This window comes from Salegentibacter holothuriorum (assembly GCF_900168045.1).
In the GTDB taxonomy this organism is placed as follows: Bacteria; Bacteroidota; Bacteroidia; order Flavobacteriales; family Flavobacteriaceae; genus Salegentibacter; species Salegentibacter holothuriorum.
The window spans coordinates 33,727-46,679 of record NZ_FUYY01000001.1 but is presented as its reverse complement, the minus strand read 5'-3'; the positions used below and the strand labels follow the sequence as shown (position 1 = coordinate 46,679).

The window sequence follows — 12,953 nt, the reverse complement described above, 5'->3', positions numbered from 1 at the left end:
ATACGGTAAATAAGGTCTTAACTCCATGCATCACAAAAATCTCAATCATATATTCCTGAAGCATTTCAATATTTTTCATGTTAATTGAACGTAAATTAACAAAATCATATAAATTCAATCAATGTTGTACCCAAACAGATAAGCCGACTCTTTCAAGCCGGCTTATCCCTTTGTGCTGGTGGAGAGACTCGAACTCTCACACCGTAAGACGCTAGACCTTAAGTCTATGAATTAAAATTTATCGAATGATTACTGAAATCATAAGCTTAATTCTTAGTGTGGAAATGTTTATCGTAGGTTACTAAAAAAACATAAACGATAATATTTTTTTATGAACAGGTCAAACAAGTAGTTAATTCACCCTTATTTTATTACAATATTTATCATAATTAACCCATATTTTGTAACAAATTTATTTTATATTTACCCATATTTTGTAACGAAAAACTATGAATTTTGTAAGGCATATCAGTGGACATCTGAAAAAGTGGAAAGAAAATAAGGATAGAAAGCCTTTAGTAATAAGAGGAGCAAGACAAGTTGGTAAAACCACTTTAGTAAATGATTTCGCAAAAAATTATAAAAACTCTATATTTTTAAATTTAGAGAAAGGAGCAGACAGGAGAGTATTTGAAGAATACGATGACGTGGAAACTATAGTGGAGGCTCTATTCTTGACTAATAATATACCTACCAAGAACATAAATAATACCCTCTTATTCATAGACGAAATTCAGGAATTGCCCAAAGCTATCCAATTATTACGTTATTTTTATGAAGATAGACCGCAATTGCATGTTATTGCTGCAGGTTCTTTATTGGAGTTTGCCATAAAAGATGTGAAAAGTTTTCCTGTGGGTCGTATCGAATACTTATATCTATATCCTCTGAACTTTGCTGAATATTTAAAAGCTGTCGATCAAAAGTCGGCATTTGAGCAATTAAACAGTATTCCGATTAAACCTTTTGCATATACGGCACTAATGGATCTATTTCATAGGTATGCAATTATTGGTGGAATGCCAGAAGTCGTTAAAACTGATTTAAAAACTAAAAGTTTGGCCGACTTGCCAAAGGTTTATGAAAGTATTTGGGGTACTTATCGGGATGATGTGGAAAAATACACTTCTAATGCTACAGAAAGACGTGTAATAAAACATGTTATGGAAGTTGCTCATTTATATGTAGATGAGCGTATTAAATTCCAGAATTTTGGTAATTCCAATTATAGGTCAAGAGAAGTTGGTGAGGCTATGCGAAATTTAGATGATGCCAAAATAATACAGCTTATCTATCCTACCACAGATACAGAGAATCCCATAAAATCAAATTTAAAAAAGTCACCTAGGCTTCAGTTTTTGGACACTGGATTGATAAATCACGCTCTTGGAATTCAGGCGAAAATGTTGGGAATGGAAGATCTAAGCAACTCTTTTAAAGGAGCTATAATTCCACATTTAATTACCCAGGAGTTAATTTCATTAAATACCATAACAAACGCAAAACCAAATTTTTGGGTAAGAGAGAAAAACCAGGCATCTTCTGAAGTTGATTTGGTATATCCATATGAAGACAAAGTGATTCCCATAGAAATAAAATCTGGAGCAAAAGGCACTTTAAAATCCTTACATCAATTTATGGAAAGAGCAAATCATCCTTACGCAATAAGAATTTATGGTGGAAAATTCAATATTGAAGAAGCAAAAACAACTGATGGCACTCCTTATTTATTGATGAATCTACCTTATTTCCTCGGTACTCAACTTCCCAAATATATTGAATACTTTGTGAAAAATTATAGTCTAACTAAGGAATTAAAGTAGCAATTCACTTGCTGCATCCAATACTGAGCTATCCAATTCTTTTAAATAAGCCTGGGTTATAGTTAGGTTTTGATGTCCCAGTGACTCGCTTATAACATCTGTGGCAACGCCCATTTGTTTTAAGCTATTCGCAAAACTATGTCGAGCTACATAGCTGGTTAAAGTTTTATCAATATTACAGATAGAAGCGATCTCCTTTAAATCTTTATTATACTTACTTAGCGTCTTATGTTTACGGTTTTCAATTTGGAGCGGGGTCAAGTTATCTTGCAAGAGTAAAGGAAAAACATATTTTGTGCCAATCGATCTTGCTTTAAAATAATTTAAAATGTCCCTAACAGGTGGCAGAATAGTAATATTAAAATTTCCTTTCGATTTGGAACGGGTGTAAAATATTTTATCACCATTAATTTGGGACCACTTCAAATTAATTTGATCAGCGAAATTCATTCCACGGGTATAAAAGCTGAAAACAAAATATTTATGGCTATGTAAAAGATGTGGGTACTTTGATATATCCATCTTTATGATTTTCATTATCTCGGTAAAATCAAGAGCTCTTTTCGCAGGCTTACTTTTAAGCTTAGAAATTTTATAATTTTTAAAAGGATAAACGTCCGCTGAAATTATATCGCGGGCAATGGCTTTATTAAAAACAGCTCTAATTGTTCGCATTCGCAAACTGATACCACCATCATTTCCTCCCTGTGAACGCAAATGCGTTTCAAATTTTGACAAGTATGCAACAGTAATGTCCTCGAACTCCAGTCGAGTCGATAACTTGAATTTTTTAAAGGCTAGTAAAGCTTCATTATGGATTCTTGCATTTCCGGTTCTGCCGGCTGAGTTAAATTCTTGAATTAAATCATTCCAGAAATTAAAAAAATTCTTTGATTCAGGATTGGAGGTTACTCGAAAAGCATTTTCAAATTCAGAAATTCGAAAACTTTCATTTTTAAGCTGTAGCTCGGAATAAACCCTAAAAGCACGTTCTTTAAATTTTAAAAGTAGCCTGTTGTCCTGAAGATGGTTTTTATGTTTTTTATTGAATAATTGGGCATTTGGATCCCATTCTTCAGGAAATACATTAAATATAGTTTTGAAATATTTAGTTTTCCTGTTTTTAGTTACTCTTAAGCTGACAGGAAAAGTACCATCAGCACGTCTAACCTTATGCAATATTAATTTTACGACCGCCATTTTTTAATTTTTAATGTTCAAAATCCGTACAACAAATTCTTGAAATTCATACTACAAATGCTGTAAATCAATACAATATAGGTTATAAATCCGTACAACATACGTACAACAAATTACCATATAAAGGTAAAACAAAAGAATTTAGATACACACCTAAAACTCATAAAGTATTGATAATCAATCTATAAGAAAATAAATGTAACTAAAGGAAATGTAAAATTTGAGCCTGGGGGGCGTGGGGTCGCAGGTTCAAATCCTGTCATCCCGACGAACCGTATTTAAACGGATATAAAAACACTGTTAATCTATTGATTTTCAGTGTTTTTTTTTGATTTAGTGATATCCATCGAATAATTTCTAAAACTCAAATATATTACAAGCCTTTCTCCTAATTATAAAACGGCATAAAGACTATTTCATTTTTTGCAATCCTCCTTTAAGGTTATATATTTTTTTTTCTGGAAATAAACGATCCAGGATAGAAATTGCTTTTAAGCTTCGCTTTCCTGATGCACAATAAATCAGCAAATTATCTTCAGGAGCTAATTCACTATACCTGTTTTCTAGCTCCGGAAGGGGAATGTGCAATCCATCAAAACTGTATAGTTCACGTTCTTCACGATTCCTAACATCTAATAAGGTAAAAGAATCCGGTGATTTTAAGTACTCTTGATAAGAAACTGAAACAATAGGAATGCTTTCGCATGAAAAATTTAGTTCTTCCAATTTGGTGTCCCTTTTCTCCCAGTTTCTATTGAAAGGTAGCACTAGGGTTTGCATTTTAAGGGTATCAAAAAGAAGAAGTTTTCCTGATAATACATTTCCGATTCCTAATATCATTTTTAGTACTTCATTTGCCTGCAGGTTACCTATAATACCTGGTAAAATCCCCAGAACACCTGTTTCGCTACAAGAGGGCATCTTCTTGGAAGAGCTGGGTTGCGGAAAAAGACATCTATACGTAGGACCGTTTTGATAATTGAATACCGAAACCTGCCCCTCAAATTTAAAGATTGAACCAAATACCAATGGTTTATTGGCCAGAACGGCAGCATCATTTGCCAGATATTTAGTACTGAAGTTATCACTCCCATCAACTATAATATCATATTTGGAGAACAAATGGAGTGCATTTTTTTCAGTAAGTCTCTTGTTATAGGTTATGATTTCAATATTTGAATTCATCTGTTGCAGCCGTTTTTTAGCTGCTCGTATTTTCAACTCCCCTACATCTTTTTCTGAAAAAAGAATCTGCCGTTGTAAATTGGAGCTATCTACAAGATCATCATCTATAATCCCCAACTTCCCCACTCCAGCGGCAGTAAGGTATTGTAAAACCGGGCATCCAAGACCCCCTGCTCCTATTACCAGTACTTTTGCATGCTTCAGTTTTACCTGGCCTACTTCCCCTAATTCTTCCAGAAGGACATGTCGGAGATAACGCTTCTTTTCTTTTTCTATCAACATATTTACCAGCTTTTTTCCCAATCTTTCCAAACGGGTTCTATTCCATTTTTAGACAGCATTTCTGCAATAAATTCTGTACTTCTTTCATCTGAAATTTCGAATTGCTCCAGAGACTGTGGCTCAACCGTATAGCCTCCAGGATTTGTTTTAGATTCGGCACTCATTGAAGTAATGCCAAGGTGGACAATATTATTCCTGAAAATTTCATTTTCCCGAGTAGAAATAGATAATTCTACCTCTTCATCCAATAGCCTATAGGCGCAAATTACCTGAAGCAGATCAGGATCTGTCATTTCTATTTTTGGTTCTAATCCGCCGCTAAATGGTCTTAACCGAGGAAATGATATTGAGTATCTAGTTTTCCAATAAGTTTTTTGTAAATATTTAAGGTGCAAGGCAGTAAAAAAGCTATCGGCCCTCCAGTCTTCCAGTCCAAAAAGAGCACCAATTCCTATTTTGTGAATTTCCGCTCTCCCCAGTCGGTCGGCCGTTTCCAGACGATAATCAAAATTTGATTTTTTCCCTTTTGGGTGATGAATTTTATAAGTCTCCCGATGATAAGTTTCCTGGTAAACCAGCGTGGCATAAAGTCCGCTTTCAATCAGTTTCTCATATTCATCCTGATCTAGCGGCTGAATTTCAATGGAAATATTTGAGAAAAAAGGTCTTAACAGCTTCACTGCATTACACATATAATCAACTCCCACAGTTTTGTTCGCTTCTCCTGTAACCAACAAAATGTGATCATAGCCTTTAGACTTTAAAAATTCGGCTTCTTTAATTATCTCTGCATCGCTCAACGTTTTTCTGGGGATTTTGTTCGTCATACTAAATCCGCAATAGGTGCAAATGTTCTGGCATTCATTGCTAAGGTACATGGGGGCATACATCTGCATAGTATTCCCAAAGCGCTTTTTGGTGATCGTCCTGCTCTGCTGCGCCATTTGTTCGAGAAAAGGTGTTGCAGCAGGAGAAATAAGCGCTTTAAAATCTTCGAGATCCCTCTTATTGCTTTGCAGTGCAGCATGCACATCGGCTTCTGTTTTGGCAAAAATGCTTTGCAGCACATCATCCCAGGAATATTGATTTAAAATATGTTTAAAACTACTCATATAAGAATTGGGTTAATGGACTACTTGCTTCGGCTTGCTGTCTTTGTGGGGCTAGTTTCGCGGTATAGGCCATTCTACCGGCTTCTACAGCCATTTTAAAGGCTTTTGCTATTGATATAGGGTCCTGGGAAACAGCAATCGCCGTATTCACCAAAACAGCATCAGCTCCAATTTCCATCGCGTAGGCGGCGTGAGATGGACTTCCAATTCCTGCATCTATAATCACAGGTACATTACTTTGTTCAATTATAATTTCCAGGAAATCTAGTGTTTTTAAACCTTTGTTACTCCCAATGGGAGCTCCCAAAGGCATTACACATTGCGCTCCCACTTCTTCAAGGCGTTTACATAATACTGGATCTGCATGGATATAGGGCATCACAACAAAGCCCAATTTCACCAGTTCTTCGCAAGCTTTTAAAGTTTCCACAGGGTCAGGAAGTAAATATTTGGGATCTGGATGTATTTCTACTTTCACCCAGTTCGTTCCCAAAGCTTCCCTGGCCATTTGAGCGGCAAACACGGCTTCTCTAGCATTTCGAACCCCTGAAGTATTTGGAAGAAGATTAATGGAAGAATCTTTAAAGGCAAAGGTCATTTGATCATGATCGTTGTCTAGTTCAACTCTTTTTAAAGCCACCGTTACCAACTCACTTTCTGAAGCTAAAATAGCTTCCTTCATAACTTTTGAAGCGCTAAATTTTCCCGTTCCCGCAAACAGGCGGGAACCGAAAGTTTTATCTGCTATTTTTAATGGATCTGTTTTGTTCATAATTATTTTTCTGAAAAATGTTGTTGAATTTCTTTGAAGATTATTTCAGGATTTGAATGACTTGTTAGCCATCCGGAAATAGCCACGCCATATAATCCGCTTTCTGCTAAAACACGAAAATCTGTGGTTGTAATTCCGCCAATAGCGATCACGGGAATCATTTTTCCTTGAGCATGAAGGCTGTTTAATAAATTGCGATAACCCTCTACTCCCAATATGGGGCTAAGCTTTTTTTTAGTTGTAGTAAACCTAAATGGCCCCAGGCCAATATAATCTACTTGTAATGTACACAGGTTTTCACAGTCTTCCAGGGAATTTGCTGTACCTCCAATAATCTTATCTGGTCCCAGAAGTTTTCTTGCTTTCAAAGGACAGTGGTCTTCTTTTCCCAGATGAACACCGTGAGCATCTACCTTTTTCGCTATTTCTGGAAAGTCATTAATAATTAATTTTGCCTGAAATTCGTCACAAATGTCTTTTGCTTTCTGAGCTGTTTCCTGAATTTTCTCCAAACATTCATCTTTGAGACGCAATTGAATCCAGTTTGCTCCAGCGGTACACATTTTACGAATATTTTTCAGGTGTTCTTCAGGAGATTCTCCCTGCGATATATAATGTAAGTTCGAAATCATAGGTTGTGGTATGCTAGTAAAGTGTTATTTGATGCTAATATTTTTTCGATGTATATTTTTGATTTTCGGGCTGCTTCGGGAAGCGATTTATCCAAAGCTAAATGTGCTGCCAATGCCGATGAAAAAATACATCCACTGCCATGTTTTTCTGAACAGTCGGTTCGTAATGGTTTAAAAATTAGACAGTCCCCTTTTGTGGTAAACAGTTCGTCCAGGCCGATATTTGCCATTCTGTGGCCTCCTTTGAGGTACAAATTGGTTTTACTGCTTATTTTTCTGATTGTTTCTTCCTTTGTTAACCCGACGTAAAGCAATTTGCCTTCGTCAAAATTCGGAGTGACAACGAATATTTTTTCCAGAATTGAATCAATATCCTTCTGAAATACTTTTGGATCATGAAATGAGAATCCACTACTGGATTTTAAAACCGGATCCCAAATGATCCTAATGTTTTTGTTCCTTTTTATCAGTTTGTCGATCACTTTATTTAAGATCTGAAGGTTTTCCACAATCCCGATTTTCACCACTTTTATAGGAAAACTTTCCAGTAAAAGTTCTAGTTGCTGAAGAATAATAGCTTCAGAAGTCCAGTGACAGGCTTCAAATTTTATATCATTCTGGATAGTGTTTGCAGTGTTTACCGCAAGTCCATAACACCCCAAGCCTTCAAAGGTCTTGACATCTGCCAGTAATCCGGCTCCTCCTGAGGGATCGAATCCGGCTATGCTCAATACAAACGGCCTGCTATTTGTAAACATTTCTGTAGTTATTAAAGATTTCAGTAAAAGCTTTATGTCTGTTTTCAGCGAACCATACGGCTCCCAGCGCTGCCACTCCGGCATAGCCCATTTCTTTTGCTGTATGTATTTTATCGGCTTCAATTCCGCCTAAAGCAACCACTTTGTGCGGAAGATTTTCAACATTAAATTCCTTTCCCTTATATCCTTCTTTTGAAACAGAAGTAAATACCGGACTCAAGAAAGTATAGTCAAATACCGAAGCTTCTTTTTTCAATTTTCCCGGAGCATGAAAAGAAGAACTTACCGTAAGGCCCTTCCGTTGAAATTTTTCGATATAATGGACTAATTCTTTCATTTTGTTTCTGTATTCTTCTTTTAAATGAATTCCCTTTACAGGAAAAAATTCAGTTAATTGATGATGTTGGTGAAGCACCATCTTTTGAAGGTGTTCTTCTTCAAATTGTGATAGCCAGGTCTTCTTTTCTGCTTTGGTTATTCCAGGTTTCCGCACGTGTAAAAGGGGAAGCCCATTCTCGAGAAAATGAATGAGCTGTTCCTTTTCAGCACTGCTGTTTTCCTCGGAAGTGAAAAGAATGAGCATTGAAATTTTCGTTTACAGATAGACTTCGCTTCCTTTTGCCTTAAATTCTTCCGACTTTTTCTTCATTCCTTCTTCTATTGCTTCCTGTGTGTCCATTCCGTTTTCTTCAGCAAATTTCCGAACGTCCTGTGTGATCTTCATAGAGCAGAAATTAGGTCCGCACATAGAACAGAAATGGGCAACTTTGGCATTTTCAGAAGGTAGAGTTTCATCATGATAAGACCTTGCCGTATCAGGATCAAGCGCCAGGTTAAACTGATCTTCCCAACGGAACTCGAAACGAGCCTTACTAAGAGCATCATCCCTGTGTTGTGCCCCTGGATGGCCTTTCGCCAAATCTGCAGCATGGGCAGCAACCTTATAGGTGATCACTCCCTCTTTTACGTCGTCCCTGTTAGGCAATCCTAAATGTTCTTTTGGAGTCACATAACAAAGCATTGCGCAGCCGAACCAACCAATCATTGCAGCGCCAATCCCACTGGTGATGTGGTCGTAACCGGGAGCAATATCTGTGGTCAAAGGTCCTAAAGTATAGAAAGGCGCTTCCCCACATACTTCCAGTTGTTTATCCATATTCTCTTTAATCATGTGCATTGGGATATGTCCGGGGCCTTCAATAATACACTGAACATCGTGTTTCCAGGCGATCTTAGTAAGCTCACCCAAGGTTTCAAGTTCGGCGAATTGTGCATAATCGTTGGCATCGGCAATGCTTCCAGGACGCAGACCATCTCCAAGGGAGAAAGAAACATCATAGGCCTTCATAATATCACAAATCTCCTCAAAGTGGGTGTACAGAAAACTTTCTTTATGATGAGCCAAACACCATTTTGCCATAATAGAACCCCCACGGGATACAAGTCCTGTCACTCTTTTAGCGGTATGAGGAACGTAAGCTAAGCGCACGCCGGCATGAATGGTGAAATAATCCACTCCCTGTTCGGCCTGTTCAATAAGTGTATCTCTAAAGATTTCCCAGGTAAGATCTTCGGCTTTGCCGTTTACTTTTTCGAGGGCCTGGTAAATTGGTACTGTCCCTATTGGCACCGGAGAATTTCTAAGAATCCATTCGCGGGTTTCGTGAATGTTTTTTCCGGTGGAAAGGTCCATAATGGTATCTGCTCCCCAACGGCAGGCCCAAACTGCTTTTTCAACTTCTTCTTCGATCGAAGAAGACACCGCTGAATTCCCAATATTGGCGTTGATCTTCACTAGGAAGTTTCGGCCAATAATCATAGGCTCATTCTCGGGGTGGTTAATGTTAGAAGGGATAATTGCTCGTCCCCGGGCAACCTCATCCCGTACAAATTCCGGAGTAATTACTTTTGGAATACTGGCTCCAAAGCTATTTCCCGGGTGTTGCTCTGAGATTTGATTTATCTCCTCTAGCTTTTGGTTTTCACGAATGGCGATGTATTCCATTTCTGGGGTTACTATGCCTTTTCTTGCATAATGCATCTGGGTCACATTTTGTCTGGGTTTTGCTTTAAGAGGTTTTCGGTTCCTTTTAAAACGAAGTTCGTCCAGCTTTTCATCATTCTCTCTTTCGCGTCCGTAAGCCGAAGAAAGTTCAGAAAGTTGTTCTACATCTTCCCGGCCTGCAATCCAGCTGTTACGAATGGGCATAAGTCCTTTTCGCACATCTATCTCTACAGAGGGATCTGTGTATGGTCCGCTGGTATCATAGACCAAAACAGGATCGTTCTTCTCTACTTTTCCGTTGAATTTATCTACCGTGTCATCCAGGGAAATTTTCCGCATTGGAACTTTGATTTCCGGATGGATTTTTCCGCTTACATAGATCTTTTCTGAGTTGGGAAAAGGTGCCCGGCTAATGGTTTGCTGCTTTGGAGTCTGGTCCTTTTTCATAATTACTTTTGTTTAGTGGTTGTATTTTTGGATTTGCTGAAAAATTCTTGCGAAATCCATTTATCCTCCCTGTGTAGCCCTAATAATCAATATGTTTTCATCATTGGATAATTGACGCTGGTTCCAGTCTTTTTTAGAAATAATCTGGTTATTGATGGCAACAGCGATACCCTTATCAGAAATATTGAGCTGCGTCAATAGATCCTGAAGGTTGGTTGGTGTACTAAAAGAATGGACGGTGTTGTTTACGTTTACAGTTATCATTGATTTGATATTTTATAGCTGTAAACTGCAGGGGGTTTCCCTAAAGAAAAAGTAAATACAAGCCACCATTCCTCCAAAACGGAATTATGGTAGAAAATATGTAGATAACACTTTTCCCTTCGCGGGTATTAACCGGATCAGGTTCAAAGGGTATTTATCTCAGCCGATTTCTTAAAATCAGCACCCCTAAAGTTTACGCTTCGAATATAGAAGAATTAATAGAAACTAGAAATTTTTTTTTCAGAAGTTCAAAATAATATTTTTTGTAACAACCCAAATCTGAAGGATCATGCATTAAATGTTCAATAAATTGAGTTAAAGTTTTTGGTTTCATTTTCACAAAGAATTCAACCTCTAAATAATAACCACAACGTTTATATGTCTACAAGCATTAGGTAAAAAAATTGCCTAACACCTATTGCTCCTACCTTAGTTATATAGTAGTTCTGTATAAAATATTACAAATAGATAAATATTTTATAGGTATTTTAAGATATGTTTTAGGTGCTCTTTCGTAACTTAAGAAGTATGAAAAATAATGGTATTACATACTTAATTCTAACCAGTATTTTATTGGTTATAATAACCATACTTGTATATTTCAATACCAATTTTCCATTGGTTTTCTATTTAACCTTCTTGGGGCAATGCTTATTGATTTATAGCGTTTATAGAATTCTTACCGATAATTACAATACAAAAAGAACCTTTAAGGATTGGTACGAAGATTACCCGCATAATAAAGAGGATTACTAAACCAGCCTATTCAACTACATTAAAGGTTTTTCTTATGGATATGGGGTTGCCTGTACCAATAAATCCTTCTATGTTTATTTCAAACTTCCCTTTAAGATCTGAGGTGTAAAAACTAAACTCTTTAGAAAAATCTCCAAGATCTATATTAGGGTTCCACCAGAGTTGCGTTCTATAATCAGGGATTCTGTCTAAGTCTTCATTCTTATAATTTGGGCTATAATATTTCTTAGGTATTTGTGCTTTAGTCACAAGTTTAGATTTCATATAATTTTCTCTAAATACTTTTGGAAATTCTCCATCTTTAGTTTTTACCACTACCACGCCCTGGTATATCGCAGGACCAAAGAAATACTTGCTTCTAAGAATGCTAATTCTTTGAATCCTTTCAGCATCAAAAGAAACCAATTTATCATGATTTTGCACCACTACTCCATCTACAATCAACAAGGCAGGTAGCGTAAACTCACCATTGATATTTTGGTTTCTTACCATAATACTATGAGTTCCATTTTGATTTCTTCTAACTCTTCCAAATTCTATGATTTCCACAAAAGTCTGGGCAACCTCGGGAAACCTTGTATAATCGTCCAAATTGAATTTAAGAAGCTCCTGACCAAAGAAATATCCCTTGTCCTTCGGGAAGATTGTGCGGTCTGCTTTTGTGGCAGAATATGCATTTTCAATTTGATTATTTATACTTTTCTCCAAAATATAATCTTTAAAACCTGTTTCAACGACTGGTTTTTTAAAGTTTAACCCAGAGAAATCTGGTTGAGCAGTTTGAAATAATTCTATATCATAATCATTTTGAGTGTAGTCTGTTAATTGTAACAATAGTTCATCAACCGCCAACTCATTATTTATTATAAAACTGAACTCCCCTTTATCGTCTATAGAAACAATATTTACCTGACTTTCTTCGCCAGGAAAGGATACTATTAGATTTTTAGACTTTAATACCGAATTATCATTTACGCTTACTCTTCCGCTAATAACAGAACCTCTTACTTCCGGCAGGATAAAGTTGTCTGAGAAATTCCAGCTTTTATTCTTATAAAGCTTATTAAAATTGGTGCTTTTAAGCAGTGTAGGTTTACCAAAACTATCTATTCGCCTTACAGATATAGAAAAATTACCCACTATTTCTGTTGTGTTCTCCAAATTTAAGACTACTTCTTCCCGAGTTGAAAAAGACGTTTTATTCAATTTTAGTTCCAGATCAGCTTCTGCTTCTTTCGTAATATTTCCTGAAGTAGATCCAGGGTTTTCTTGAAGTATAAGGCCTTCATTATTCTTTTGATAGGGGTTTAAAATTTGAATATCCTGTTCAAAATAATTTTCTTCAGCATTTAACATCCAGGAAGTATATCCTAGAATTTTATATGCTCCCGATTGTAAGTCAGAAGGAATAAAAAAATCGGAATATGACTGACCTTCCTCCAGGTTTAATTTATGCTGAAAAACAATTTCTTTATCTGAATTTACTAATACTACCCAGCCAACTTTGCTTAGCTTGCTAAGTTTCTGGGTTTGCGCATTAATACTATAAAACTTATAAAGTAGTTTTTCCCCGCTAAATAATAAGCTACTATTTAAGTGAAGATAAACCTGTTCTTTAGGAATTTCTTTTTGAAGGGATTCTTCAATGCTTTGCGAATAAGACAGGTTAAGTCCCAGGCAAGCTATAAATACTATGAAAATCTTTTTAGTCATTTTC

12 protein-coding genes and 1 riboswitch are annotated in these 12,953 nt (G+C 36.5%); of the genes, 2 read left to right on the top strand and 10 right to left on the bottom strand.

Going from position 1 to position 12,953, the window contains the following annotated elements; translation table 11 throughout:
* The first annotated feature begins 449 nt into the window (after positions 1–449).
* The gene (locus B5X51_RS00220) at positions 450–1,823 is read left to right on the top strand and encodes an ATP-binding protein (RefSeq protein WP_079718857.1); all 1,374 of its coding nucleotides are present in this window, start codon (positions 450–452) and stop codon (positions 1,821–1,823) included.
* Here B5X51_RS00220 and B5X51_RS00215 read toward each other — a convergent pair.
* The 9 genes from B5X51_RS00215 to thiS all read right to left on the bottom strand — a co-directional run bounded on the left by B5X51_RS00215 (position 1,815) and on the right by thiS (position 10,480).
* Entirely contained in the window at positions 1,815–3,023 is a 1,209-nt protein-coding gene (locus B5X51_RS00215; protein ID WP_079718856.1) for a site-specific integrase, read from the bottom strand. The genes B5X51_RS00220 and B5X51_RS00215 overlap by 9 nt on opposite strands.
* A gap of 411 nt (positions 3,024–3,434) precedes the next feature.
* A complete protein-coding gene (gene moeB, locus B5X51_RS00210) occupies positions 3,435–4,490 on the bottom strand; it encodes a HesA/MoeB/ThiF family protein (RefSeq protein ID WP_079719645.1) in 1,056 nt (351 codons plus the stop codon).
* A gap of 2 nt (positions 4,491–4,492) precedes the next feature.
* Positions 4,493–5,602 carry a 2-iminoacetate synthase ThiH gene (thiH, locus tag B5X51_RS00205; protein WP_079718855.1) on the bottom strand — a complete coding sequence of 370 codons (1,110 nt, stop codon included), beginning with the start codon at positions 5,600–5,602 and terminating at the stop codon, positions 4,493–4,495.
* On the bottom strand, positions 5,595–6,374 hold the full coding sequence (locus B5X51_RS00200; protein ID WP_079718854.1) for a thiazole synthase: 780 nt from the start codon (positions 6,372–6,374) through the stop codon (positions 5,595–5,597). Before B5X51_RS00200 ends, thiH begins: the two co-directional genes overlap by 8 nt.
* Before the next feature lie 2 nt (positions 6,375–6,376).
* On the bottom strand, positions 6,377–7,006 hold the full coding sequence (gene thiE, locus B5X51_RS00195) for a thiamine phosphate synthase (protein ID WP_079718853.1): 630 nt from the start codon (positions 7,004–7,006) through the stop codon (positions 6,377–6,379).
* Positions 7,003–7,764: a hydroxymethylpyrimidine/phosphomethylpyrimidine kinase gene (locus B5X51_RS00190; protein WP_079718852.1), complete on the bottom strand. Its 762-nt coding sequence runs from the start codon at positions 7,762–7,764 to the stop codon at positions 7,003–7,005. Before B5X51_RS00190 ends, thiE begins: the two co-directional genes overlap by 4 nt.
* Complete coding sequence (locus B5X51_RS00185) at positions 7,751–8,347, bottom strand: thiamine phosphate synthase (protein WP_079718851.1); 597 nt, start codon at positions 8,345–8,347, stop codon at positions 7,751–7,753. Before B5X51_RS00185 ends, B5X51_RS00190 begins: the two co-directional genes overlap by 14 nt.
* A gap of 12 nt (positions 8,348–8,359) precedes the next feature.
* Positions 8,360–10,216 (bottom strand): phosphomethylpyrimidine synthase ThiC, encoded by a 1,857-nt coding sequence (thiC, locus tag B5X51_RS00180; protein WP_079718850.1) that lies wholly within the window; start codon positions 10,214–10,216, stop codon positions 8,360–8,362.
* Between the two features lie 60 nt (positions 10,217–10,276).
* On the bottom strand, positions 10,277–10,480 hold the full coding sequence (gene thiS, locus B5X51_RS00175; protein ID WP_079718849.1) for a sulfur carrier protein ThiS: 204 nt from the start codon (positions 10,478–10,480) through the stop codon (positions 10,277–10,279).
* Positions 10,481–10,577: 97 nt separating this feature from the next.
* Positions 10,578–10,678: riboswitch (TPP riboswitch) on the bottom strand.
* Between the two features lie 330 nt (positions 10,679–11,008).
* Between thiS and B5X51_RS00170 the strand changes: the two genes are divergently transcribed.
* Positions 11,009–11,236 carry a hypothetical protein gene (locus B5X51_RS00170; protein WP_079718848.1) on the top strand — a complete coding sequence of 76 codons (228 nt, stop codon included), beginning with the start codon at positions 11,009–11,011 and terminating at the stop codon, positions 11,234–11,236.
* Between the two features lie 6 nt (positions 11,237–11,242).
* Here B5X51_RS00170 and B5X51_RS00165 read toward each other — a convergent pair whose 3' ends face one another.
* On the bottom strand, positions 11,243–12,949 hold the full coding sequence (locus B5X51_RS00165) for a hypothetical protein (protein ID WP_079718847.1): 1,707 nt from the start codon (positions 12,947–12,949) through the stop codon (positions 11,243–11,245).
* Positions 12,950–12,953: the final 4 nt, after the last annotated feature.